Origin of the sequence: Halobellus sp. LT62 (assembly GCF_037031285.1) — an archaeon.
Lineage (GTDB): Archaea > Halobacteriota > Halobacteria > Halobacteriales > Haloferacaceae > Haloquadratum > Haloquadratum salinisoli.
This window is the reverse complement of record NZ_JAYEZO010000001.1, coordinates 1,383,904-1,407,822: the sequence shown is the minus strand read 5'-3', so window position 1 is coordinate 1,407,822 and position 23,919 is coordinate 1,383,904. Positions and strand designations below refer to the sequence as shown.

Annotated in this window: 28 protein-coding genes and 1 tRNA gene; 16 read left to right on the top strand and 13 right to left on the bottom strand. The window is 65.1% G+C overall.

Going from position 1 to position 23,919, the window contains the following annotated elements; all coding sequences use genetic code 11:
* Nucleotides 1-25: 25 nt before the first annotated feature.
* Together U5919_RS15805 and U5919_RS06980 are read right to left on the bottom strand one after the other, a co-directional pair.
* Nucleotides 26-694: a tyrosine-type recombinase/integrase gene (locus U5919_RS15805; RefSeq protein ID WP_345786330.1), complete on the bottom strand. Its 669-nt coding sequence runs from the start codon at nucleotides 692-694 to the stop codon at nucleotides 26-28.
* A 449-nt stretch (nucleotides 695-1,143) separates the two neighbouring features.
* Nucleotides 1,144-1,218, bottom strand: a tRNA-Arg gene (locus tag U5919_RS06980).
* A gap of 440 nt (nucleotides 1,219-1,658) precedes the next feature.
* On the opposite strand from U5919_RS06980, the gene U5919_RS06975 reads away from it, so the two are divergent.
* A complete protein-coding gene (locus tag U5919_RS06975) occupies nucleotides 1,659-2,645 on the top strand; it encodes a calcium/sodium antiporter (protein WP_336023076.1) in 987 nt (328 codons plus the stop codon).
* Nucleotides 2,646-2,839: 194 nt separating this feature from the next.
* Here U5919_RS06975 and U5919_RS06970 read toward each other — a convergent pair whose 3' ends face one another.
* The 3 genes from U5919_RS06970 to U5919_RS06960 all read right to left on the bottom strand — a co-directional run bounded on the left by U5919_RS06970 (nucleotide 2,840) and on the right by U5919_RS06960 (nucleotide 4,685).
* On the bottom strand, nucleotides 2,840-3,154 hold the full coding sequence (locus U5919_RS06970) for a chorismate mutase (RefSeq protein WP_336023074.1): 315 nt from the start codon (nucleotides 3,152-3,154) through the stop codon (nucleotides 2,840-2,842).
* Nucleotides 3,151-4,002: a shikimate kinase gene (locus U5919_RS06965; protein ID WP_336023072.1), complete on the bottom strand. Its 852-nt coding sequence runs from the start codon at nucleotides 4,000-4,002 to the stop codon at nucleotides 3,151-3,153. The genes U5919_RS06970 and U5919_RS06965 overlap by 4 nt, the downstream gene beginning before the upstream one ends.
* An 80-nt stretch (nucleotides 4,003-4,082) precedes the next feature.
* Nucleotides 4,083-4,685, bottom strand: coding sequence for a MaoC/PaaZ C-terminal domain-containing protein (locus U5919_RS06960; RefSeq protein ID WP_336023070.1), 603 nt, complete (start codon nucleotides 4,683-4,685; stop codon nucleotides 4,083-4,085).
* 163 nt (nucleotides 4,686-4,848) lie between these two features.
* Here U5919_RS06960 and U5919_RS06955 point away from each other — a divergent pair, with 163 nt between their 5' ends.
* Nucleotides 4,849-5,313: a DUF5796 family protein gene (locus tag U5919_RS06955; RefSeq protein ID WP_336023069.1), complete on the top strand. Its 465-nt coding sequence runs from the start codon at nucleotides 4,849-4,851 to the stop codon at nucleotides 5,311-5,313.
* Nucleotides 5,313-5,543, top strand: coding sequence for a DUF7508 domain-containing protein (locus U5919_RS06950; RefSeq protein ID WP_336023068.1), 231 nt, complete (start codon nucleotides 5,313-5,315; stop codon nucleotides 5,541-5,543). The genes U5919_RS06955 and U5919_RS06950 overlap by 1 nt, the downstream gene beginning before the upstream one ends.
* Before the next feature lie 21 nt (nucleotides 5,544-5,564).
* Here the strand turns inward: U5919_RS06950 and U5919_RS06945 are convergent, their stop codons facing one another.
* Together U5919_RS06945 and U5919_RS06940 are read right to left on the bottom strand one after the other, a co-directional pair.
* Nucleotides 5,565-6,716 carry a DR2241 family protein gene (locus tag U5919_RS06945; RefSeq protein ID WP_336023066.1) on the bottom strand — a complete coding sequence of 384 codons (1,152 nt, stop codon included), beginning with the start codon at nucleotides 6,714-6,716 and terminating at the stop codon, nucleotides 5,565-5,567.
* Entirely contained in the window at nucleotides 6,709-7,620 is a 912-nt protein-coding gene (locus U5919_RS06940; RefSeq protein ID WP_336023064.1) for a CbiX/SirB N-terminal domain-containing protein, read from the bottom strand. Before U5919_RS06940 ends, U5919_RS06945 begins: the two co-directional genes overlap by 8 nt.
* Nucleotides 7,621-7,779: 159 nt before the next feature.
* Between U5919_RS06940 and U5919_RS06935 the strand changes: the two genes are divergently transcribed.
* From U5919_RS06935 to cysS, 3 genes are all read left to right on the top strand, one after another.
* Nucleotides 7,780-8,580 (top strand): hypothetical protein, encoded by an 801-nt coding sequence (locus U5919_RS06935; RefSeq protein ID WP_336023063.1) that lies wholly within the window; start codon nucleotides 7,780-7,782, stop codon nucleotides 8,578-8,580.
* A 74-nt stretch (nucleotides 8,581-8,654) separates the two neighbouring features.
* Nucleotides 8,655-9,182 carry a DUF7523 family protein gene (locus U5919_RS06930; protein WP_336023062.1) on the top strand — a complete coding sequence of 176 codons (528 nt, stop codon included), beginning with the start codon at nucleotides 8,655-8,657 and terminating at the stop codon, nucleotides 9,180-9,182.
* A 118-nt stretch (nucleotides 9,183-9,300) separates the two neighbouring features.
* The gene (gene cysS / locus U5919_RS06925; RefSeq protein ID WP_336023060.1) at nucleotides 9,301-10,791 is read left to right on the top strand and encodes a cysteine--tRNA ligase; all 1,491 of its coding nucleotides are present in this window, start codon (nucleotides 9,301-9,303) and stop codon (nucleotides 10,789-10,791) included.
* A 46-nt stretch (nucleotides 10,792-10,837) separates the two neighbouring features.
* On the opposite strand, the gene U5919_RS06920 is transcribed toward cysS, so the two are convergent.
* Nucleotides 10,838-11,125, bottom strand: a complete 288-nt coding sequence (locus tag U5919_RS06920) for a DUF357 domain-containing protein (RefSeq protein ID WP_336023058.1) — start codon at nucleotides 11,123-11,125, stop codon at nucleotides 10,838-10,840.
* A 132-nt stretch (nucleotides 11,126-11,257) separates the two neighbouring features.
* Between U5919_RS06920 and U5919_RS06915 the strand changes: the two genes are divergently transcribed.
* The 4 genes from U5919_RS06915 to U5919_RS06900 all read left to right on the top strand — a co-directional run bounded on the left by U5919_RS06915 (nucleotide 11,258) and on the right by U5919_RS06900 (nucleotide 14,786).
* Nucleotides 11,258-12,325, top strand: coding sequence for an NAD(P)/FAD-dependent oxidoreductase (locus U5919_RS06915; RefSeq protein ID WP_336023056.1), 1,068 nt, complete (start codon nucleotides 11,258-11,260; stop codon nucleotides 12,323-12,325).
* Between the two features lie 366 nt (nucleotides 12,326-12,691).
* Nucleotides 12,692-12,880 carry a hypothetical protein gene (locus U5919_RS06910; RefSeq protein ID WP_336023054.1) on the top strand — a complete coding sequence of 63 codons (189 nt, stop codon included), beginning with the start codon at nucleotides 12,692-12,694 and terminating at the stop codon, nucleotides 12,878-12,880.
* An 85-nt stretch (nucleotides 12,881-12,965) separates the two neighbouring features.
* On the top strand, nucleotides 12,966-14,390 hold the full coding sequence (locus U5919_RS06905; RefSeq protein WP_336023053.1) for an MATE family efflux transporter: 1,425 nt from the start codon (nucleotides 12,966-12,968) through the stop codon (nucleotides 14,388-14,390).
* Between the two features lie 111 nt (nucleotides 14,391-14,501).
* Nucleotides 14,502-14,786, top strand: a complete 285-nt coding sequence (locus U5919_RS06900) for a DUF7545 family protein (RefSeq protein ID WP_336023051.1) — start codon at nucleotides 14,502-14,504, stop codon at nucleotides 14,784-14,786.
* 33 nt (nucleotides 14,787-14,819) lie between these two features.
* Here the strand turns inward: U5919_RS06900 and U5919_RS06895 are convergent, their stop codons facing one another.
* A complete protein-coding gene (locus U5919_RS06895; RefSeq protein ID WP_336023049.1) occupies nucleotides 14,820-15,665 on the bottom strand; it encodes a ZIP family metal transporter in 846 nt (281 codons plus the stop codon).
* Nucleotides 15,666-15,871: 206 nt separating this feature from the next.
* Between U5919_RS06895 and U5919_RS06890 the strand changes: the two genes are divergently transcribed.
* The 6 genes from U5919_RS06890 to U5919_RS06865 all read left to right on the top strand — a co-directional run bounded on the left by U5919_RS06890 (nucleotide 15,872) and on the right by U5919_RS06865 (nucleotide 20,795).
* The gene (locus tag U5919_RS06890; RefSeq protein ID WP_336023047.1) at nucleotides 15,872-16,336 is read left to right on the top strand and encodes a YbaK/EbsC family protein; all 465 of its coding nucleotides are present in this window, start codon (nucleotides 15,872-15,874) and stop codon (nucleotides 16,334-16,336) included.
* Between the two features lie 78 nt (nucleotides 16,337-16,414).
* A complete protein-coding gene (locus U5919_RS06885; protein WP_425604200.1) occupies nucleotides 16,415-16,804 on the top strand; it encodes a DUF7967 family protein in 390 nt (129 codons plus the stop codon).
* A gap of 86 nt (nucleotides 16,805-16,890) precedes the next feature.
* On the top strand, nucleotides 16,891-18,984 hold the full coding sequence (locus U5919_RS06880; protein WP_336023046.1) for an acetate--CoA ligase family protein: 2,094 nt from the start codon (nucleotides 16,891-16,893) through the stop codon (nucleotides 18,982-18,984).
* A gap of 12 nt (nucleotides 18,985-18,996) precedes the next feature.
* Nucleotides 18,997-20,148, top strand: a complete 1,152-nt coding sequence (locus tag U5919_RS06875; protein WP_336023045.1) for a phosphotransacetylase family protein — start codon at nucleotides 18,997-18,999, stop codon at nucleotides 20,146-20,148.
* A gap of 179 nt (nucleotides 20,149-20,327) precedes the next feature.
* Entirely contained in the window at nucleotides 20,328-20,504 is a 177-nt protein-coding gene (locus tag U5919_RS06870; RefSeq protein ID WP_336023044.1) for a hypothetical protein, read from the top strand.
* A 63-nt stretch (nucleotides 20,505-20,567) separates the two neighbouring features.
* Nucleotides 20,568-20,795 (top strand): DUF7543 family protein, encoded by a 228-nt coding sequence (locus tag U5919_RS06865; protein ID WP_336023042.1) that lies wholly within the window; start codon nucleotides 20,568-20,570, stop codon nucleotides 20,793-20,795.
* Nucleotides 20,796-20,857: 62 nt separating this feature from the next.
* Here U5919_RS06865 and U5919_RS06860 read toward each other — a convergent pair whose 3' ends face one another.
* The 4 genes from U5919_RS06860 to U5919_RS06845 all read right to left on the bottom strand — a co-directional run bounded on the left by U5919_RS06860 (nucleotide 20,858) and on the right by U5919_RS06845 (nucleotide 23,833).
* On the bottom strand, nucleotides 20,858-21,643 hold the full coding sequence (locus U5919_RS06860; protein WP_336023040.1) for a CBS pair associated ParBc domain-containing protein: 786 nt from the start codon (nucleotides 21,641-21,643) through the stop codon (nucleotides 20,858-20,860).
* Nucleotides 21,644-21,731: 88 nt separating this feature from the next.
* On the bottom strand, nucleotides 21,732-23,207 hold the full coding sequence (locus U5919_RS06855) for a DHH family phosphoesterase (RefSeq protein ID WP_336023039.1): 1,476 nt from the start codon (nucleotides 23,205-23,207) through the stop codon (nucleotides 21,732-21,734).
* A 51-nt stretch (nucleotides 23,208-23,258) separates the two neighbouring features.
* The gene (locus U5919_RS06850; protein WP_336023037.1) at nucleotides 23,259-23,582 is read right to left on the bottom strand and encodes a DUF8000 family membrane protein; all 324 of its coding nucleotides are present in this window, start codon (nucleotides 23,580-23,582) and stop codon (nucleotides 23,259-23,261) included.
* 44 nt (nucleotides 23,583-23,626) lie between these two features.
* Nucleotides 23,627-23,833 carry an outer membrane protein assembly factor BamB family protein gene (locus tag U5919_RS06845; RefSeq protein WP_336023036.1) on the bottom strand — a complete coding sequence of 69 codons (207 nt, stop codon included), beginning with the start codon at nucleotides 23,831-23,833 and terminating at the stop codon, nucleotides 23,627-23,629.
* Nucleotides 23,834-23,919 lie beyond the last annotated feature (86 nt).

Genomic DNA, 23,919 nt, shown 5'->3' with positions numbered 1-23,919 from the left:
TCAAGAGCTAACTGACCAATTCACGCTAGTGAATATCGTTAAGAGCCCGACGAGTCATCGCTCCATCTACGTTGAGATATTGACGAGCTGTAGCAATGTCCTCCCAACCAAACATTGCTCGGAGTGCTGCTAGGTCTAACCCTCTACTTGCGTGATGGGAAGCAGCTGTTGCACGTAATCCATGTAAGGACGTAGCATTTCTGGAGAGACTCGGTGCGAGGTCAAGGGCAGTATTCAATCTTCGCTGTAATGTTGAGAATGAATACGGCCAGCCACCGTGTTCCGTGATCAGGAGGTCAATTGCTACTCTAACTCGATACGAGAAGTGGAATGGAATTGTTCGAGCGGCCGCTTCTGTTTTGGGAAGCCAATAGAGGTCAGCAAAATCATCGAATTCACTATCTGGGTTATGTCGTAGCCTTTGTTCGATTGCCTGGCGACAATAACCGCAGAGATCCCCATCTTGTCCCTTGGTACACGTGTGATGTTCGGGGATTCGAATCATCTGTCGCTCTTGGTCGATCCACGATGCGCTCAGATGTGTTGTCTCTCCAGGTCTCAGTCCGAGCCGGCCTCCAATTAGAATAGCAGCCCGTGCTTCGAGTCGTTGAGTAGGGTCGTCAATACGTCCTGCGCCTTCCAGCAGTAATTCAAACTCGCGTTCACTAAGCGACTTTTCTCGGGTCGGTGCCATGAATCTCACTCTGAACGAGGTAGAAGGATAATCCTTCAATCTGCCCGTTAACTTATAACCCTCAACGATTTTGATAGGTACGAGTCCCGGACGGAGGTGACGGCCGCACACAATCCGCATGGGTTCCGAAAATTCAGCGGGCGCTTAAACACCCGTTGTGAATTCAATTCCGACGCTGCAAGCATTGAAAAGCAAGAAAACGGGATTGTTACCAATCGTGCGGATTACGGCTGGGTTGGGGCGATTCAATCCGAACTTCTATCAGATTGTTCCTCCAGCAGCCCAAAGCCTAAGCCACTAGCCTCCATCTTGTATTTTGCGAACCACAAGACGGCGACACCCCAATGCACGGTCCATTCGGAAACATAATGGACTCTACAGCGAAAACGGCCGTTCCTTTAAAAGGAACCCACCGCTGTCCTGTGTATCACGACCATCACGAAAACGAATGGGCGCTGCAGGATTTGAACCCGCGACAACTTGGTCCGAAGCCAAGCACTCTGTCCAAACTGAGCTAAGCGCCCTCACTACGGAATAATCGCGTGGGTCCGTTTAAACCCACGGATTTGCGGCGTGGGTGTCACTGCGCGGCCATCGAAACTCTCGGTCACAAACTCGACCACTGCGAGGGCCTTTGTGCGAGTGTTGGCGTATCTATAGTAGCATTTGCAACTGACCTGTCATCCGATCGCACGCAGTCGTGCGATCGAGTGAGTGAAGACTTGCAAATGCTAGTATAACCCCTGCGTTTTGAACGCTACCGACTCTCTCGATGCTCGGCATTGTGGATGTAGCTGAAATCCGTGATACAAACCAGTGGAATAACTCCTCTGTGAATGATTTTGACCCCGGAGCACACGACAAATAAGCGCTCTCACGGGACCAAATAACAATCAGTGTGCGCCACTGGGAGTGAAAACTGGGTGCCCAAATTTAATTGACCGACCCGTAGTAGACCTATACGATGGTTCAAGGCGGCCCGATTGTTCAAATCAGCGTGATTCTTTTCTCCATATTGGGGCTGTGGATTGGTGCACGGCTCCTCGTCGACGCCGTCGTACGGCTGGCTCGGCAGTTCGGACTCTCGGATCTTGTGATCGGACTGACGATCGTCGCGATGGGAACGTCCACACCGGAACTCGCGGTTTCGGTCGATGCTGCGCTCAAAGGCGCGGGTGATCTCGCGGTCGCAAACGTCCTCGGATCGAACATCTACAATCTGGCGTTTATTCTGGGCGTGATCTCGTTACTCAAAATGATCCCGATCGAAAAATCACTCGTTCACCGTGACGGCATCGCTCTGCTGGCGAGCACCCTCATCGGTGGGATCGCGATTTTCGATCTCCAGATTACGAGGCTCGAAGGGGCACTCTTGGTGGGAGTGCTCGTCGTCTATACGGTCTATCTACTCCGTTCCAACCGGTCTTCCTCGACGGTAACCACCACTCAACCGTTCGGAGACGGAGGGGTGGCCAGCTCAGTGACCGAACGTGTGAGCTTCCGCGGGCGTGATTCCGTACTCCTCTTGGGTGGGTTAGCGCTGGTACTGGTGAGTGGCGACTTTATGGTGGTAGCCGCCGCGGAGTTGGCCCGCGGCGTCGGCATCTCCGAGTGGGTTATCGGCGGGACGATCGTCGCAGCGGGGACGTCGACACCGGAGTTCGCCGTATCGTTGGTGGCAATCCAGCGGGGGAGCCTCGGCGTCTCGGTCGGAAACGTCGTCGGCAGCAACATATTCAATATCACGGGAATTCTCGGTCTTGCGGCGCTCGTTCGTCCACTCGAAGTGAGCGGCCTAGCACTGGAAACAGTAGCTTGGTTGGCTGGAATCTCTCTACTGATTGTTGCTGCCCTCTGGACGGGAAGAGCCCTTTCTCGCTTGGAGGGAGCTTTGTTCACCACCTCTGAAATTGCTCGGTGGATTCTGGGTATACTTGGGCTGGTTGGATAACCTATCGTAGGGTTTGTAACTGACCTCTCATCCGTTCGAACGCTGTCGTGCGATCGAGTGGGTGAAGACTTGTAAGCGCTACTATATTCTAAATCGTGGTGCACCGACGGGCAGCGGTCCCCGTTCGTCACGCCCCGGGGCATTCGTCCCGACCGACTGGAACGAGATAGAGGTCCTGAAGCCCCCGGAGTCGACTACCTACTCTCCCGCTGCTCCACTTTGTTCAACTCAATGAGCAGTCGGAACACCGCCTTGACCAAGTTCGAGTCGACGTCGAACTGTTCGGCGTTTCGACCCGCGCGTTCCATCACGCGCTCTTCCTGTCCTTCGTCGGTGGTCGGCAGATCCCGTTCGGCTTTCACTTGCGCGACGGAGTCCGCGACGTAGGTCCGTCGGGCGATCAGTTCGACGATCTCCCGATCGATGTCTTCGATCTCCTCGCGCAGTTCGTCCAGTGAGGCCTCTTCACCGGTCGCATCGATACTCGATTCGGGTGTGTCTCGGCTCATAGAATGCGTGCTCCGTCAGTTCTTGTCGTCGTTCGCCACGTGTGACCGCTGCGTGCGTCCCACAGCTCTCGGACCGCGTCGAGTCCCTCGTCGTCGCCGACGGCCACGACGCTCGGGCCGGTTCCCGAGAGCGACACGCCGGCGACGTGCGGCATCGCCTCGACGGCCGGCTCGGCGGAGAAGCCCAGCGCGGCCGAAAAGGCCAGTCCGTTCACCGTCATCGCCTCGGCGTACCGGCCGTCGAGCGCGAGATCGGCGACGAGTTCGGCCATCGGCGCGACGTTCGCGCAGCGTTCCACGTCCGCGTCGGCGCTGTAGGCGCGCTCGGCGGGCGTCCACACGAGGACGTCCCACTCAACTTCGTCGCGGGCGAGCACCTCGTCGACCTCGTTGTCGGTGACGGTCACGCCGCCGAGCATCGACGCGGACGCGTCGTCGAACGCCCCGGTGACGGTCACGCCGACGTCGCGGGCGGCCTCGACGCCCAAGCGACACGCTTCCAATCGATCCGGCTCGACATCGAGCGCGTCGGCTGTCGCCAGCACGGCCGCGTTGGCGGCGGCGCTGGAGCTTTTCAAGCCCGCGGCCATCGGGACGTCGCTCTCGGTTCGGACGGTGCCCCCGTCGCTCGCGTCGTCCCCGTACGCCTCGATCGCGAGTTCGACGCACCGCTCGATCAGTCGGGTGTCGGCGTCGGCGTCCTCGGCGACCGAACCGGTGACGGTCGCAGAACCGTCGAGTTCGACGGTCGCCGTCGTCTCGGCGTCGATCGCGAACGCGGAGCCGACGCCCGTCGAGAGGGCGTTCAGCACGGTGCCCGCCCCCAAGGCGACTGCACGGCCGTACATACTCGCAGACTGTCGACCGAAGGGAAAGGTGTAGCGATTGTTCGTTGCAGACTGACGGTTCATTCGATCGAGTTCGAATCTCAGTCCGGGCTTGGGTCCGCTTCCGAGTTCGGGCTTGGATCTGGGTCCGCTTCCGGTTTCGAGTTCGGATCTGGGTCCGCCGCCGCGCGCCGGATCATCCCCAGCACGCGCCACGAGACCACCGGTTCGCCGTCGACTGCACGTCTTGACGTGTCACCGACCCCGCGTCCGGTCACGTCGACATCGACGTACCCGCGCCGCGGATCCGAGTCCGACGGCCGCTTCGCCACCACTTCGACGTCGACCGAGAGCTCGTCACCGGGCTCGACCGGCCGGAACCACCGCAGATCGTCGACGCCGCGGCCGCCGAGGAACGCGACGCGAGAGAAGAACGCCTCCGTCGCGAGCCGGTTACACGCGCAGTAGCTGTGCAGGCCGCTCGCGACGAGGCCGTCGAAGGGCGACGCGTCGTCGACGTCGTCGCCGAGGTGGAACGGCTGCGGGTCGTACGCGGACGCGAACTCGATGATCTCCTCGCGCGTGAACGTCACCGTTCGATCCGCCTCGAAGCGGTCTCCGACCGAGAGGTCCTCGTAGATCAGCGGTTCGTCCGGTCGCGGAACCGCCCCCGCGTCGGCGTCCGCCGGGTCGCGATCAGTCATACCGTAGCCGTCGGTGAGCGTGGTGAAAACCGCTGCGCTCGCCGTGGTCGTCGGGGTCCCGGCGAGTACTCTGCCTAGGCGTCGTCGCCGGACACCGACCAACCACCCTGCCGCTGACGTCGCCATCGCGTCCCTTTTGGGTCGGCCGCCCGTCGCTCCGAGTATGAGCGCGCGCAACGACGTCCCACCGAGCACCGTCGGCGTCGAACTGCTCGACTACGGGGTCGAGGTAGAGTACTCCGACGGGCGGAAAACGGTCTACCGGGGCGTTCCCGAGCCGGTCTCTGACACGCTCACCACGCCCCCGAAGAAGGAGACGCACGTCCTCGTGACCGATCCGACCGAGACCGAGGGCGTGATGCTGTACGTCAACGATCTCAAGACCCACGACGACATTCTCGAATCGACGGGTGTCGGTCGAATCATCCTCGAGGATGGCGAAGAAGAGGAGATCTTCCCCGGGGTGACGGTCAGACGCCCCGGCGGGATGCGAACCGAAGTCGAGGCGGATCCCGAGATCGCACGCGGTCGGGTGTTCGTCTTCGTCGAGGACGATTGGAGCGAACAGTCCTACGAGTTCGTGAACGACGGCGAGGCCGACGGGTCCGATACCGCTACCGAGGAATAATGGCACTCAGCAAACGCTGGAAGCCGCTGACACGCGAGACCGTCGGCGGCGCTCCGGCGGCGTACGCGCTGATCGAGTTCGGGGACGGTGAGGGCGACGTCGTCGACGCCGTCGCGGGCTTTCTCCCGGACGAACTCCGCGAGGAGCTGTCCTACGGCGACGCGGCACAGGTGCGGTGGCAACGCGCGCAGTCGCTCGAACACGCCGAGCGATTGCTCGAAGAACGGTAAGCCGTTCTCGCGGTCGGTCTGTCACTCCTCGTTGGGGTGCGTCGGCGTCCCCGAGAGGTTCCCCTTGTCGTCGAAGCGCTTCGCGCGGAGGTACCGCGTTCGGTAGCGATTCGCGCCCTCGTAGACGTCGGCCTCGCGGATCTCGTCGACGCGGCCGTCGGCGACCGCGTCGATGATCGCCTCGATCTGCTCTTTCTCGGAGGGCGTCAGCTCGAACTCGTAGGTGTGCGTCTCCTCTTCCGCTAACTTGGTCCACTTGCGCGCGGCGGCGACGACGAGCGAGCACGGCTCCCGACAGGGGAACGCGCCAGCCCCGCCGTCGGCGGCGAGGTCGTCGCCCTCCTCGTACTGCCACTCGCGGCGCTTCAGACACTGGGAATCGACGCAGCAGGCCTGCGCGACCCACTCGACTGCCTCTCGGGGAAGGTCCTCGACGATGTCGTAGATCCCGGTCTGTCGCTCGGCGGTCTCGCGCCAGTGGGTCACGTCGAGGTCACCCTCGCGTTCGCGGTTCCAGTTAGCGACGGAGGCGGGGTAGAACACGTCTAGCGTCTCGACGGCGTCGCGGCCGTCGAGGTCATCGAAAACCCAACCCGAGACGAGCGACGGGGCGCTCTTGAGGGGTCGATACCGCCCCCGGTCGTCGTAGGTCGCCAACTCGCGGGCGTCGAGTGGGTCGTCGTAGCGGTCCAGCGCCTCGGAATCGGCGTCGGGCGTATCTGAGTCGACGTTCAGTGGCCCGGAGTCGACGCCGGCGTCGTCGGTGTGGCGGATCTCGTACCGTCGCTCGCCGTGCGCGCCGAGCGTCGCGGTCACGACGACCTCACCCCACTCGGTTCGCATCCCGTCTTCGAGCGCGGCGTATCGCTCGGGAACCGTCTGTTCGTGTGCCGCCTCGGCGTGCCGGAGAAACGCCCGTCGGTGTCGACCGCGGTGGCCGACGACCTCCTCCCAGTAGTACCAGTTCGTGACGTACGGCGCGACGCCGCCGTCGCCGGCGGCCGCCCGGAGGTCGGCCTCGCTGAGCCCCTCGTATTCGCCCCCCTCGGGCGTCGACAGCGCGTAGCCGTCCTCGGTTGCGGCCGCGTGGAGGCCGTCGAAATCGATTGGGTCGGAGCCGCTCGTCAGCTGCTCGACGAGCGCCTCGATCTGCTCGTCGCGCACGTCAGTCACCTGCCGTCCCCGTCTCGCGGTCGAGGGCGACGTCGCCAGTAGCCTCCGCGTCGCGGGTCTCCTCCCGCACGGTGTCGATCGCCGCCTCGATCTCCGCGCCCGCGTCGGCGGCGCGTTCGAGGATCACGTCGGCCATCAGGCCCTCGGTGCCGACGGCCCCCGCGTACCAGATTCTGTGCCCGTCGACCTCGCTAGGCACGTCGTAGCCCGTGCGGTAGTCGTCGGTCAGGCCCACATCCTCCGGGATGTCCTCTTGGGTGTGGAAGCCGTCGGCGATGAAAAGCGGCACGACGACGACGTCCTCGCTCTCGAAGTAGTCGGTGACGTCGTCGACCTCCGGCTCTTCGTCCATATAGAGCGCCTGCACCTCGTCGAAGCGACCCATCTCGCGAACTCGCTCGGCGTGGTACTCGATGGCCTTCGCGGAGTTCTCGTTGCGCTCGGTACCGTGGCCGACGACCGCGAGGCCGAAGTCCTCTCCGACGTCGGGATCGCCGGTCACCGTCTCGGCGCGGCGGACGAGCACGTCCGTCATCGCCTCGTGGGTGCCGACGGGCCCGCAGTAGTGGACCGTCTGGCCGGTGTCTTTGGCCGACAGCGTCGCCGTGTCGGCACTCAGCCCGTCCGAGTCCCACTCGGAGACGTCCCATCCCGACAGCCGGAGTTCGCGGGGAATCACCTGCTCGGTGAAGTACCCCTCGCTGACGAACAGCGGGACGACGTACACCTCGTCGGATTCGACGGTACGGAGCACCTCTCTGAGGGAGGGCTCTTCCTTCCAGAACCCCGTCTTGACCTCGTCGAACGCGCCCGTCGCGCGGATGGTGTCCGCGTGGCGGTGCGTCGGTGCCGACGAGTCCGGGTTGAGGTGTGACCCGTGCGCCACGATGACCAGCGCTTGCATAGGTAGGAGGGGGGACGGAACGCCCTTATGGACTTCGGCCCGCGGGTGTGCAAACATCGCTGAGGCCCCACTCTACGGAAGTTATCCGGCCGGCATCCCCCGATCACAGGGGATCTGTGTCGCAGAAAGCACTTAACACGAACAAGCGAACGTCGCGTAATGCCCTCAAGACGCGGGTATCTCGCTACGCTCGCAGCCGCCGGTCTCGCCGGCTGCGTCGGCAGCCTGCCCGGCACATCTCCGCGGCCTGCGATGACTATCGAGGCCGCGACCGTCCAGCACTCCTACCATCGCATCGTGAACGTGGATTCGATCGGGGTCCGGTCGGCGGACGGGCAGTTCGTGTTCGTCGCGGTGGACACGAACGAGGTGGACCCACTCCCGAGTCGAGAGGACTTTTCGCTCGTCGCCGACGGCGAACGCTACGACCACCAAGCCGTCGATCATATTCCGACCGATACCGGGATGCCGACTAGGAGGGAGTACCCGATCAAACCCGAATACGTGGAAGCCGAACCGCGGGGATGGCTGCTGTTCGACGTACCCGCACCACTCAACACCGCACCATCGCTGCGGTTACAAGGCGACAACGGCTCGTGGCAGTGGGACCTCGATCTCGAAAGTGCGACGGCACCGCCGCCCGCGTGGGAGTGGACGATGACTGCCCCCGAGACCATCACGTATGGCGAGGATTTCTACGTCACCGTGACCGGCGAGAATGTCGGCAAGGGTCTAGGAACGTTCCGCGGGTCGGTGGTCTTCTCGAGCCCGACGCCCACTTCGAGGAAGTTCGAAATCGTGCTACAGCCCGGAGAATCGGCTGATGAAACGATGTCTGCGAGTATCGAGTCGGCCAAGCCGGGGGTGGATATCAGCTACGACGTTCGAACCTCGGCAGGAGAGTCGGGCGGAGTCATCAGCGTAGCGGATGAGTCATCCTCAACCGAGAGTCCTGAGTGAGTTTCGGCCATCTCGGAAAGCTTACCGCGTAGCGACCCCCCGGATTTTTCTCCTTCTCCTGCGTGCTCGGTGATATGTCACTGGCCGCCGAGACGCGGGCCGCCGTTCGCGCCCGCCCGTGGCTGCTCCGAGCCCTCCGCGCGGGCGTCGTCAACTACGCGGCCGCCGCGGAGTCGCTGGACGTCGACGGCGATACCGACTCCGTTGCGACCGCGCTGCGGCGCTTCGCCGACGACCTCTCGGAACTGGAATCGACCGGCCGAGACGTCACGGTCCGGATGCGAAGCGGCGTCGGTCTCGCGGGCGTCGACGTCGATGGGAACGACTCGGCGATGGATGCCGGGGGCGACGTCGACGCGCTCCTCTCTGTCGGCGAGAGCGCCGTCGTCACCGCCGACGGCAGCCTCACCGCGATCGTCGTCGACGGCAACGTGGACGCGCGGGCGCTCTCGGCCGTCGTCGACAGGCTCGCCGCGGAGAACGTCCTCGTCGACGCCGCGGGCGTCGCGGGCGACGAACTGGTGGTGGTCGTCCCGCGGCGCGACGGCGCGAACGCGCTCCGGCACGTGGAGTCGGCGCTCGAATCCGTCCCCACGAGTTGATCGACCCCTCGGCTCCGTTCGAACGCGGGAACCGACGTCCCGACCCCGTCCAGTGACGTGATCGACGTCCCGGTTCCGTTCCGACGATTTAACAACGACCACGCGAGTAGAACCGGCGATGACACTGTCCGTGACCAACACCCTGACGGGCGAACGCGAGGAGTTCGAGCCGCGGAACGACGACGAAGTTCTGCTGTACGTCTGCGGGCTCACGGTCTCGGACGACGCGCACCTCGGCCACGCCCGACTGTGGGCGCAGGCGGACCTGATGCACCGTTGGCTGGACCACGAGGGCTACGACGTGCGCCACGTCGAGAACTTCACCGACGTCAACGAGAAGATCGTCGCGCGGATCGGCGAGGACGACTTCGGCGAGAGCGAGGCGGACGTCGCCGAGCACTTCACCTCGCACGTGATCGACGATATGCGCGGGCTGAACCTCAAACGCGCGGAGGTGTACCCGCGCGTCTCCGAACACGTCCCCGAGATCGTCGATCTCGTGGAGACGCTCGTCGACCGCGGCTACGCCTACGAGTCGAACGGCTCGGTGTACTTCGACGTGACGTCCTTCGAGGACTACGGAAAGCTCTCGAACCAGCGGCTCGACGAGATCGAGTCGCAGGGCGTCGACGAGGAGCGCTCCGAGAAGCGCCATCCCGCGGACTTCGCGCTCTGGAAGGCCGGCGCGGTCGATCCCGACGACATCGCCGAACACCGCCACGCGGACCTCCCCGCTATCGACGACGCCTGCGGCCAGACGTGGGAGTCGCCGTGGGGCGAGGGTCGCCCCGGCTGGCACGTCGAGTGCTCGGCGATGTCGATGACGCACCTCGACGAGACCATCGACATCCACGTCGGCGGCCGCGACCTCGTCTTCCCGCACCACGAGAACGAGATCGCCCAGAGCGAGGCCGCGACGGGTCAGCAGTTCGCCCGCTACTGGCTCCACGTCGGCTTGCTGCAGACCGCGGGCGACAAGATGTCCTCGAGTCTCGGCAACTTCCTCACCGTTTCCGACGCCCTCGAGGAGTACGGCGTCGACGTCGTCCGGACGTTCTACCTCTCGACCTCCTATCGCAGCGAGCAGACCTTCGGCGAGGCCGAGATGCGCGAGGCCGAAGAGCGGTGGGAGCGGCTCGAACGCGCCTACGACGCGGCCGTCGCCGCCTGCGACAGCACCGACGCCTACGCGAGAGTCGAGGACGCGGAGCTCCGCGCGGTGCTCTCGGAGACGCGCGAGTCGTTCCGAGCGGCGATGAACGACGACTTCAACGTGCGCGAGGCGATATCCGCGCTGCTCGAACTCGCGACCGCGAGCAACCGGCACATCGACGCGCACGACGAATACGACTTCTGGGCCCTCCGTGAGACGGTCGAGACCTTCGAGGAACTCGGCGGCGACGTCTTCGGACTCTCGTTCGGACGAGACGCGAGCGAGGGCGGTGCCGTCACCCTCGCGGAGGACCTCGTCGAACTGGTGTTAGAACTCAGAGAGGCCGAGCGCGAAGCGGGCAACTACGAGCGCGCGGACGCCCTCCGCGACGACCTCGCCGCGCTCGGCGTCGAGGTCCACGACGGCGACGACGGGCCGGCGTTCCGATTCGAGTAGCGCTCAGGTAGCGTATCAGTCGTCGGCTGGGACGTTCGCCAAGCCGCTACTCCGTCGTGAACAGATGCGTCTCGTCGGGAATCTCGAACAGCCCCATCCGAACGCCGGCATCGAGCCACCCGTAGCCGTACGAGAAGGACGCCAAGGCGTTGACGGGGTCGTCGTTCTCGCGGAAGTGGCGGCCGTCTTCGAGGTACGACAGCGCCATCTCTCGGATCTCAGCCGCCGCCTCACCCAGCGGCGTCGACGCCGGGACCGCGATTTCGGCCTCCGCGAGCGCGTCGGCGAACATCCCCTCGTACCGATCCGTCTTCTCGATCAGATCCGCGGGCATACCCCCTCTCGTCGTTCCGACGGTAAGTATCTCCCCGACAGAGCCAGTATTGCTAAGGTATAACAATACAGTCGAGTGAGGGCCGCGCACGACAGCGGAATCTAAAAGGGCCGGTCGAACCAAGAGGCGGATATGACAGACAACGCTGACGACGTCGTCGAGCATCGACCGTTGATCGTGGCCGGCTCGGGCATCGCCGGGCTCTCGGCCGCGATCTACGCGGGTCGATCGAACAACGAACCGCTGGTCTTTGAGGGCGACGAGCCCGGCGGGCAGCTCACGCTCACTACCGAGGTCGACAACTATCCGGGCTTCCCCGAGGGCATCTCCGGCCCGGAGCTGGTGCAGAATATGAAGAAACAGGCCCAGCGCTTCGGCGCGGAGATCAAAAACGGCATCACCGAGTCCGTAGAGGCCGAAGATCGACCGTTCACGGTCAAACTGAAAAACGGCGACGTCTACACCGCCGACGCGATCATCGCGGCCTCGGGCGCGTCCGCCCGCACGCTCGGCATCCCCGGCGAGGACGACCTGATGGGATACGGTCTCTCGACGTGTGCGACCTGCGACGGCGCGTTCTTCCGCGACGAGAAGATTATGGTCGTCGGCGGCGGCGACGCCGCGATGGAGGAGGCGAACTTCCTCACCAAGTTCGCTTCTACCGTGTACCTCGTCCACCGCCGCGAGGAGTTCCGCGCGGAGGACTACTGGATCGACCGCGTGATGGAGAAAGTCGAGGAGGGCGAGATCGAGATTATGCGAAATACCGAGGTGACGGAGCTCCACGGGAGCAGGGAGGAGGGCGTCGACCACGTCACCCTCGTCAGCCACCCCGAGGGACACCCGACCGCCAAGCTCGACGACCCAGAGACCGAGGAGTTCGACTTCGACGTCGGCGCGGTGTTCTACGCTATCGGCCACACGCCGAACACGTCGTATCTCGAAGGCACGGGCGTCGAACTCGACGACGAGAACTACCTGATCGCGCAGGGTGGCTCCGGCGGCAACCAGACCGCGACGGACGTCCCCGGCATCTTCGGCGCGGGCGACGTCGTCGACTCCCACTACCAGCAGGCGGCGACAGCCGGCGGGATGGGCGTGATGGCCGCGCTCGACGCCGACGACTACCTCGAAGAGCTGAAGCGCGAGCAGAAGGCCGCCGCGAAGAGCGAGGTCGCGGCAGCCGAGAGCGACGATTAGGGATTCCCGGAAGGCGGTGACCGCTCTATGTGCTCCCGAGATCTAACACCGAGATAGTGACGATATATCGCGTTCCGCAGTCACAGACCGGCCGCTGAGTCCCCTCTTCACCGATCCCTTCGCAGGCGACCCGCCCACCGCACTCGCCGCACGTGAATACCAGATCGCTGGAGTTTCCGATTTCGGGTTCCTCTCTGTCCGTCGGCTCGCTCATTTCAGTATTCGCACTCTTTCTGGAGGGGAAATGATCCCACGCACCGCGACAGATGTTTCCGGTGCTAACGGTATTCCGTTATCTCCGAGCGAGGTGTCCAGCGTTCTCAGAACGGTAGCACAGTATATGCTCTCCCTACTCGTAGAGGATGTATGACAGGACGCGCGTTGCTGACGAGAACGGAACGAGAGGTGTTGACGCGAGCGCGCGGGAGCGACGCGTATCGGTCGACGGTTCGGACCCGACTCCGCCGCCGACTGCAACGTCTGGAGGACGGCGTGACGGTCCTCGAAACGTACGAGCCGGATCTCTTAGATCGGCTCCGCGAGGCGGTCAAATAACAGCGTGACCCGTTGACCGGGTCCGCGTAGACGACCGCCGCCCGAGAGCGGAAGCGATTAGCCCCGTGAGGCCGTCGCCGTAACCGTGTCACGGCTCCGTCGGAGCGGTTCCGCGCTCGCCCGAACGCTGGAGGAGGCGGGCATCATCGAGGAGTCCCGACTGCGTCCGACCGTCGACCTCGCGTGGCCGCGGATCGTCACCGGCCTCGCGATAATGTCGAAGCAGACGGTCGATATGGCGCTCGTCGGACTGGTGATCGGCCCGACCGCGGTGGCGGGGCTGACGCTCGCCCGCGCCTTCTGGATGGTCGCGAAGTTCCTCGCGATCGGGCTCGCCGGCGGCACGGTCGCGCTCGTCTCGCAGAACTACGGCGGCGGCGACAACGACCGCGCGGCGGCGATCGTGCGACTGAGCGTGGTACTCTCGATCGCACTCGGGATACCGGTCGTCGCGCTCTTCGGCTTCGGCGCGGAGGCGCTCGTCGGCCTCGTCGGCGACGACCCCGAGAGCATCGGTCACGGCGCGGTCTACCTCGCCGTCGTCGCGCCGGGACTGCTGTTCGAGTTTCTCAATCTGATCGCCAGCCGCACGTACGCGGGCATCGGCGACACCGTCACCCCGATGGCGGTCCGCGCGGGCGGCGGGCTCGCCAACATCGCGCTGTCGGCGACGTTCGTCCTCGGCCTCGATATGGGCGTCGCGGGCGCGGCGCTCGGAACCGCGCTGGCGACGTTCCTGGTGACGGTCGTCTTCGCGTGGGGGATGACCGGTCGGAACTACGTCCGCGGACGCGGCGCGAGCCCGGTTCCGCTCACGTTCTCCGGGCCGCTCGTCGATTACGACCTACTCCGGCAGATCGCGCGGGTCTCCACGCCGCTAGTCGCTCGGCGGGCCGCGCAGGGACTGGTCGTCTTCCCCTTACTCGCCATCGCGGCGACGTTCGGTCCGATCGCCGTCGCGGCCATCGGCGTCGGGCGACAGGTCCGCGCGCTGCTCGAAAGCTTCTCGTGGGGCTTCTCGATCGCGGCGTCGACGCTCGTCGGGCAGAAACTCGGCGCGGGCGACGAAGGCGACGCGGCGGCCTACGGCTGGGGAATCATCCGCCTCTCGGCGGTGGTGTACGTACTCGCCGCCGGGGTCGTGGTCGTCTTCGCCGGGCCCATCGCGTCGGTGTTCGTGAACGAGCCCGAACACCAAGCGCTGTCGGCGCGATTCGTCCGAGTCGCGGCGATCAGCGTCGTCGCGCTCGGTGTCGACGGCTCCATAACCGGGGCGCTCCGCGGTGCGGGCGACACGCAGATCCCGTTCGTCGCCGCGCTCGCGGGGCTGTATCTCGCGGCGCTTCCGCTCGCGTGGCTGGGGACCGTCGTCCCCGCGCTCGGTATTTCCGGATTACTGCTCGCCCTGCTCGCCGAGACCGCCGTCCCGATGGCGGTGAACCTCTGGCGGTTCCGCTCGGACCGTTGGAAGGAGGTCAGCCGATCGTACCGTCCGACGCCGGGAGATTGAGGCCGAAGACGACACTGCGAATCGACCCGGATTCCACAGACGGCTAGCCGACCCCAACAGACGGTCAGCCGATTCCCACAGACCCTTATGCGGAGGCGTCGCAGTGTCGGTATGGTTGAAACCGAGACCTACACCATCGAAGCGCCGAACGGAGATACAGAAGAGATCGAACTGCCGGAGGGACTCGCGGACGTCTTCACCGAGCAGGGCGAATCAACGACGGCCGTCGTCGGCGACCTCCTGATCCAGTCGTTCGCCCAGCAGGCCCACGGCGTCGTTCACCACGGTCAGGGCGAAACGCCCGCCGATCTGGAAGCGCTCAACGAGAAGATGGAGGAGCTCTTCGAGGAGCGCTTCGGCGTCTCGCTCAGCGACGCGATGGGCCACAGTCACTGAGGTCGGCGAAACCGCGACGTTCCTGTTCGCGCCTCAGATGAACGCCAGCGGAATCATCACCGCAACGCCGGCGACAAGCCCACCGAACAGTTCTCGACGCCCGTCGTCCGGGAGCGACTTCCCGACGTCGCGGGCCTCCGGGATGAACTCGGTGAGCACTAGGTAGATCATCGCCCCGGCGGCGAAGCCGAAGCCAGCGGGGAGGAACTCCCGGGCGACGCGGACGAAGTAGAAGGCGATCACCGCGCCGATCGGCTGTGGGAGGCTCGAAAAGATCGACCACCAGACGAGCTTCCAGTTGGCCACGCCCATCGAGCGCAGCGGAATCGAGATCGCGACGCCCTCGGGGACGTTGTGAATCGAGATCGCGACGGTCATAAAGATCGCGAGCAGCGGGACGACGAATCCGAATAGCTGAGTCCCGCCCTGAATTCCGAGGTCGGCGAAGGAGACGCCGACGGCGACGCCCTCGGGGAAAGAGTGCACCGTCAGCACGCCGAGGATCAACACCAGCTTCTTGAAGTCGGCCTCGGCGTACTGCTGCGGGTCGACCTCCGCCGCTTCGATGACGTCGTGGGCGACGTACACGAGGACGACGCCGGCCGCGAGTCCGACGCCGAGCAGCAGCAACTGCCGCTGCGGGATCGGATCGATCGCGACGCCGCGCAACGATACCCGTACGTACGCGCCGAGTGCTTCCAAGACGAGCCCGAACACCGACGCCGAGAGCATAATCCCCGAGGCGATCCCCCACAGCGCCACGTTCCAGCGGTCGCTGACCTCCGAGACGAAGAAGAACGGGAGCGCGCCCAACCCGGTCGCGAGCGCGGTGATCAGCCCCGCGACGAAGACGAATCCCAGCGACCCCAACTCGACCATATCGGCGGTTGGCGTCGGACGGGGATAAATATTTCATATTTCTGAGTATTTTGGCCGGCCTAAAATACGCGTCCATCTCGGCGAAACCGATCCAACACTCAGGAATTAGTCAGTCACCGTTCATTAATCGCGTCACCGAAGCGCGGCGCATCAACAGGAGTCGGCCGTGTCGAAGCCCTCTTGGGGCGGTAAGCTGAGGAGGCCGTATGCATCGCCGAGCCGCGGAGTTCGTCGAGCGAGCGCGGGAGCGCTACGACCTCGAACCGACCGTCGAGGAGTTTCCGGAGGGAACGAAAACGGCCGCCGCCGCCGCCGAGGCCGTCGGCTGCGACGTGGGCCAGATCGCGAGCAGTCTCGTCTTCGCCGCCGAGGACGAACTCGTCGTCGTCGTGACCAGCGGGGCCAACCACGTCGACGAGGATCGACTCGCAGCGTATCTAGACGTCGACGACGTCTCGATGGCCGACCCCGACGCGATCAGCGACGTCGTCGGCTGGAGCATCGGTGGCGTCCCGCCGGTCTGTCACGACTCGGCCGTTCCGGTGCTCCTCGACGAGTCGCTCTTGGAGTACGATACCGTCTGGGCTGCAGCCGGGACGCCCTCGGCGGTGTTCTCGATCGAACCGACCGAGCTTCGACAGCTCGCCGACGCGACGCCGGTCGAGGTATAGCTACTGAGGGAACCGCCCGGTTACCGGATGTTCAGAGTCGTCGACACGGTTTCCTTTCGGGCGCACCTACCTCTGGGTATGACGACCGAGACTGGAGTCCCCCACGACGATCCGAAGGAACTCGTCGACGACGACTCTGCAGAGAACGTCGATCACGACTCGGCCGATACCGACGACGATTCCTCTAAGAGCGCCGACGACGAACGCGAGCGGGTCTGGCTCGTCGAACGGACTTACTCCGACGACGAGCAGAACATCGTCATCCTCGTGTACGCGACGCTCGACGGTTCGCGATACCTCCGCAAGGAGCGCGCGCTGACGAGTTTCGACGACGCGCGCGACACCACGGCGGCCGTGCTCGCCCGCGAATCGAGTCTCGGGCCGGTCACCGATCCCGAGGACCGAGCGCATTACGCCGCGGAGGCCCAGCGAACGCGTGAACGATACGACCCCGGCGAGCGGATATGACCGCCTTCGAGAGTGACCCGAACAGGTACTCGGTGTCGAGTAACGAATACCCGAATTTAACCGTCGACCGTGCGTAGAGGGACGTAATGGGAGAGCTATCCGCGTTGTTCGCGCCCGAACGCATCGCCGTCGTCGGTGCGACCGAGCGCGAGGGCTCGGTCGGGCGAGCGATTATGGAGAACCTCCTCGACGCGTTCGAGGGGGAGGTCGTTCCGGTGAACCCCAGCAAAACGTCGGTGTTCGACCTCCCGGCGGTCGACGCGATCGGCGAGGCGAACGCCGATCTCGCAGTGGTGGTCGTCCCGCCCGGAATCGCCGTCGACGTCGTCCGAGAGGCGGGCGAGGCGGGGGTCGAGAGCGTGGTCGTCATCACCGCCGGGTTCGGCGAGACCGGCAGCGAGGGCGCGACCCGAGAGGAAGAACTGATCGAGGTCGCCGAGACGTACGACATCGACCTCGTCGGTCCGAACAGCCTCGGAATTATGTCGACGCCGGTCGGAATGAACGCCACGTTCGGCCCCGAGAACGCCCGATCCGGTCGGATGTCGTTTATGAGCCAGTCGGGGGCGTTCATCACGGCGGTCCTCGACTGGGCGAACGCCGAGGGAATCGGTTTCAAGGACGTGGTCTCGCTCGGCAACAAGGCCGTCCTCGACGAGTCGGATTTCATCGAGGAGTGGGGCGACGACGAGGACACCGACGTCATCATCGGCTACCTCGAAGGCATCGACGACGGCCAAGCGTTCATCGAGACCGCTCGCGAAGTCACCCGTGAGACGCCGATCGTCCTCGTGAAATCCGGGCGGACCGACGCCGGCGCGCAAGCCGCGTCCAGTCACACGGGAACGATCGCCGGCTCCGACGAGGCCTACGAGGCGGGGCTCGAACAGGCCGGCGTGATTCGCGCGGACTCGGTCCAGGAACTGTTCGACGCCGCGCGCGTACTGGAGAACCAACCGCTCCCGGAGCGCGACGACGTCGCCGTCATCACGAACGCGGGCGGCCCGGGCGTGATGAGCACCGACGCGATCGGCGACTCCCGGCTCTCGATGGCCTCTTTCACCGAGAAGACGCTCGAGGCGTTCTCGGAGGCACTGCCCGCGGAGGGGAACATCTACAACCCCGTCGACATCGTCGGCGACGCCGACAACGAGCGCTTCAGAGACGCGCTGGACGTGGCACTCGGCGACGAACACGTCGGCAGCGCGCTCGTACTCTCGTGTCCGACCGCGGTGCTCGATTACGGGCAGTTGGCCGAGGACACCGTCGAACTGCAGGCGAGATACGGAAAACCGGTCGCGGCCTGCTTCATGGGCGGCGATCGGGTCGATCCCGCCGCGGAGATCCTCTCGGAAGCCGGGATTCCGAACTACTTCGACCCCTCGCGGGCGGTGCTGGGTCTCGACGCGCTCTCGCGCTTCCGCGAGATCACCGACCGCGAGTACGAGTCGCCGGCGACGTTCGACGTCGACCGCGAGCGCGCCCGCGAGATCCTCTCGTCGGTCGAGGGGCGATCCGACAACCGACTCGGCGTCGAGGCGATGGGACTGCTCGACGCCTACGGCATTCCGACGCCGGCGGGAGAGATCGTCGACTCGCCCGCGGACGCGCGCGAGGTCGCCGAAGCCATCGACGGCGACGTCGTGATGAAGATCGTCAGCCCGGACATCCTGCACAAATCCGACATCGGCGGCGTGAAAGTCGGCGTCGCCGACGCGGACGTCGAGGACGCCTACGAGGACCTCGTCTCGCGCGCTCGCAACTACCAGCCCGACGCGACGATCATCGGCGTACAGGTACAGGAGATGGTCGACCTCGACCGCGGGGTCGAGACGATCGTCGGGATGAACCGCGACCCGCAGTTCGGACCGCTCCTGCTCTTCGGTCTCGGCGGTATCTTCGTCGAGACGCTCGAAGACACGACGTTCCGCGTCGCGCCGGTGTCGGAGTCCGACGCCGAGTCGATGACCCGCGAGATCGACGCCGCGCCGCTGCTGCGCGGGGCGCGCGGCCGCGACCCCGTCGACGTGGCGGGCGTCGTCGAGACGATCCAGCGCCTCTCACAGCTCGTGACGGACTTCCCGGCCATCCTCGAACTGGACATCAACCCGCTCGTCGCCACCCCGGACGGCGTCGAGGCCGTCGACGTGCGACTCACCGTCGATCCCGACGAACCCTAAGGAGCCCCACCAATGCACAACACCCTACTCGTGACCTCGATCGAAGACAGCACCGGCAAGACGGCAGTTACCCTCGCGCTCGGGCGGCTCGCACAGGAGCGCGGTCGCCGCGTGGGCTACATGAAGCCGAAGGGAACGCGCCTCCAGTCGAACGTCGGCAAGACGCTCGACGAGGACCCGATGCTCGCCCGCGAGCTCCTCGGATTGGACAGCGAGATGCATCAGATGGAGCCGATCGTCTACTCGCCGACGTTCGTTCAGGGAGTGCTCCGCGGGCAGGAAGATCCCGACGAACTCGGCGAAATCGTCGAGAAGCGCTTTGCGGAACTGGCGGCGGAGACCGACCTGATGCTCGTCGAGGGCGGCGGCACGTGGACGACCGGCGGGATCGTCGATCTGACCGACGTCGACGTCGCCGAACGCCTCGACGCGGGCGTGCTGCTCGTGGCGACCTACGAGCGTGCGAACGATCTCGACGACGTCGTCGCGGCCGCCGAGGCCTTCGGGGACCGACTTGCTGGCGTCCTGTTCAACGGCGTGAGCGAAGCCGTCTTCGACGAACTCGAGAGCGAAGCCGTCCCCTTCCTCGAAGACCGCGGCGTCCCCGTCCTCGGCGTCGTTCCGCGAGAGCGCGACCTCGCCGGCGTCCGCGTCGACGACCTCGCCGCGGAGTTGGGGGCGGAGGTCGTCACCGAGGGCGATGTAGGCGGGTACGTCGAGCGTTTCTTGGTCGGCGCGATGGGCGGCGACGCCGCGCTGCGGTACTTCCGCCGGACCAAGAACGCGGCGGTCATCACCGGCGGCGACCGCTCGGAGATCATCACGGCGGCACTGGAAGCGCCGGGCGTCAACGCGATCATTCTCACCGGCGGACACCGACCGACCGGGGCGATCCTCGGCGAAGCGGAGAAGCGGGGTGTTCCGATCCTCCTCGCGACTGGCGATACGCTCTCTGTCGTTGATCGCGCGGAAGCGGTCGTCAATACGGGCCGCGCGCGAGACGAGGAGACGATCTCGCGAATGCGACGTCTCCTGCACGATCACGCCGACATCGATGCGATTCTCGGATCCGCAGGCGTCGATGACGACGACGGAACAGCGCGCGAGGAGAATGGCCGCGATCGGGGGGATGGCGGTCAGAGCGACGACGGACGCGACGCCTAGGATGCCGTGATCGATGTACAACGAACGGAAGCTGCCAGCGTCCAGAACCTAATCGCACGCTGCGGCCGCAACGACGCGGCTGAATTCCGTCGTTCTGATTCCGTCAGGTTCGTCGGCAGCGGGACTTCTCGGACGAGTAACCTGTCATTAACTATTATCATACGCTCGGAGGTACGCGTATGGATTTCGACTGGCCGACGTACTTCGAGTGCGCCGCGTGCGGCGCGGAGTTTCCCGCGGACGCGGTCGGCTACGACGATTTGGGGTATCCCGAGTGCCCGGAGTGTGCGGCGCGGACTGGGCCGCTCGCGACCCTCGAAGCCGTCGAGACCCCCAAACCCGAAATCGCGGACTGACCGCGCTCTTCGACTCGACCGCGAAGTCGGAAGATACAGGCAGCCGAACGGAGAGCCGTCTGTATGGAGTGGTCACGGAGTCAAGAGCGCGAGGAGTTCGCCGAGTGGACGCGCGAGGACGGCCACGCGACGATCCGTCGTCGACGACACGCCGACGGCGGGTGGATCGTCCACTACGATCGGCTCTATCAGGCGTCTGAGGGGAGTGGCTACCACCGCGAACGCGTCGACGACCTCGACGCGGCCACCGAACTGGTCGAAGCGTGGCAAGCCTCGGATCCGATGGAGTGACGCCGCGGGGGGAACTCCCGATTGCGACTGACGGCGCGAGTGGGCAGACCGCGACGGACTCGCTACTCTTGGAGTCGATGCGTCGTCTCGATCAGCGGATGTCGGCCGTAGTCTTCGACCTCGATGTCTCCGATCGTTCGGAGCCCCTCGTTGTCGGCGGTGCGTTGCATTCCCAACTCGACCGGCTCCGATAAGACGATCACTGAGGCGTCCATCTCCTCGATGCCGAGCTGGTGGGCGGCCATCACGCGGTGGTGACCGTCCGCGAGGAGCAGTTTTCCCCCGTTGTCGATGACGACCAGCGGCTCCGCGAGCCCCCGTTCGAGTTCGTACTTGCGCCCTTCGAGTTCGTCGGCGTAGACGCGCCCCTGCGTCGGCGTGAGGTCGGCGAGTTCGATGAGGCGAGGTTCTTGGTGCAGTTGCACCTCGTGGATCTGTTCGAGCGTTCGCATCAACTTCCCGACCTTCTCGGGCGTCGCACGCTCGATCTGCGAGCGGACGACGTCCGTGTTCGAGATGATGCCGACGAGGTTATCCGCGTCGTCGACGACCGGGAGCTTCTGAATCCCCGAGCGTAAGATCACTCTCGCGGCGTCGATCACGTCCATCTCCGGATGGGCGACGATGATGTCTTCGGTCATCACGGTGAATATCGGGGCGTCGTCGTCGACTAACAACAGGTCGCTGGCGGTGACGAACCCCTCGACTTTCCGACTCTCAGCGACCGGAAACCCGTTGTGACCCTCGCTCTCTTTGATCCGGCGCGCGACGTCTGCGACGGTATCAGTCGGCGCGACCGTCTGGACCTCGCGCGTCATATACTCCTTGACTTTCGGTCGCCCACTCATCGTCGCCACTACGGGGCGAGAGCGCAAAAACGTGCGGCATCACTCGGCGGTCCACTCCGTCGGTGACCGCCGCCAGACCGGCATCGACTCACTTTTCGAGCGACTCGAACGGCGATTCGTACGTCCACTCCGTCCCTTCGTCACCGACGTCTAGAAGCGTCGTCGCGTCGTCGAGCGTTTCGAAGAACCGTCCGGCGATGACGTCTGTGACGATCGTTGCCAGCTCCGCGTCGGAGTCCTCGTCCGCCTCCGCGAGGATCCCGAGCGGAATCTGTGCCCCGGCCATATCCGCGTGGCCGCCGGCGCTGCCGATCGCGTCGAGCGCGTCCCTGAGCGTCTCGCCGAGGTCGACGTCGGTCCCCCGAGCCCGGCCAGAGACGTAGACGGTTCCGTCTTTGAACCCGTAGACGACGGCGATGCGGACGCCCTCCATATTCAGGAGGCGGTCGGCCGCCTGTGCGAGGGCGTCGCGGTCGGTGATCGCGCCGACGTTCGACGCCAGCGCGTCGCCGCGGACGTCGCGGTTTCGGATCGCCCGAGCCAGCGTCTCGACCACCGCGGAGGTCATACTGGGCGATTCCACTCGGTCGAGCAGCGAGAGATCGGCGTGTTCGAGCAGCCACGCGGCGGCCTCGAAATCGACCGCCGAGACCTCCCGCGAGAAATCGTTCGTGTCGATCCGGATGCCGAAAAGCAGCGCCGTCGCGAGCGATTCGTCGGGGTCGATTCCCGCCCGTCGAAGGTATTCGGCGAGGAGCGTGCTCGTCGAGCCGACGTCGCGTCGCAGATCGACGAAGTGCGCCGACACGGGTGCACGCGGCGGGTGATGATCGATGACGATGTCGACGTCCGTCTCCTCGGGGAGTCCGTCATTGACGCCGGGGCGAGAGTGATCGACGAGCGCGACACCGCCGTACGTCGAGATGTCCTCCGCCTCGTCGAGTTCGACCAGATCGAGTCCCAAGAGGTTGACCAGCGCGCGGTTCTCTTGGTGGGAGATCTCACCGAAGTAGCAGGGGTCTGCGTCGACGCCGACGGCCGCGGCGACGCGGGACAGCGCGAGCGCGCTCGCGATGGCGTCTGGGTCGGGGTTGTCGTGCATCACGACGGCCAACCGGCCGTCGATCTGTCGCAGCGCCGCGAACAGCCGCTGCAGGCGGCTCGCACCGAGCCCGATCGTCAGATCTCGAAACCGATCGTGGAGCGCTCGCTCGGCGTCGACGATCCGATCTGTGACTGAGCCGATCCGGTCTCGCACCGCCTCGTCGGCGTCGAGACCGACGTACGCGATCAGTTCCGCGTTCGGATACCTCGATCTGGCGGCCGTCGCGGCGGCCGCGTTCATCTCGTCGTCGTCGCTCCCGACGAATACCAGATCCGCCCGTGACGGGTATGCGTCCGCGTCGTCGGGGGCGGCTTGCGTGAGGTTGACACCGCCGATACCGGTCCCAAGCGCGTCTCGGTCGCACTCGCCGACGACCGTCAGCTCACCCGGCCACTCGGCGAGTCGCTTGATGGTTCCGCGGACGGGCGACCCGCAGCCGAGAACCAGCCGCCGTTGCATAGTCTGTTATCCGGGTCCCCACCATTTCACTTCGTCGGGTCACGCGGGCTCTCACCGCTCGTCGTGCCTACGCGGAAGGCGGCGAACCGCTTTCTTCCACGTGTCCTTGGCCGCCTGCCCGGGGTCCGCGAACGGATCGTACGTGATGTCCTCGGCGGTGTCGAGGTGCGATCCGCCGTCGGCGTCGCGCTCTCCGCGCCACAGCCCGACCACCGTTGCGATCGCCAACGACCCGAACGCGACCGCCAACAGGACGCTGGCGGGGCTATCGAGCGGCAGCGCGACGAAAAACAGGGCCGCAAGCAGCGCGGCCAGTTGGAGTACCGAGAGAAGCCGACCGAGCGAGTCGCCCGAGACGTCGAGCGTCCGACTCATTTCGTTCCGGACTACTCGGCCTGTAGAAATAGATGCTTTGACGGTCACTCCTCGGAAAGCGCGTAGACGTGTTCGCTACTCCCGACGTAGACGGTGCCGTCCACTACCGCCATCGACGACGACGACACGGATCCGTCTGTCCGGTAGCGCCACCGTTCGGTGCCATCGCTGGCGGCCAGCGCGTAGACGTAGCCGTCCCTGCTCCCGACGTAGACGGTATCGTCGACTACCGCCGGCGACGAAGCGAGCACTTCACCGCCTGACCCGTAGCCGCAGGCCGCGAGCTCGGCGGTTTTTTCCCACCAGGTTTTTGCGCGGAGGGGTCCGTAGGACCCCT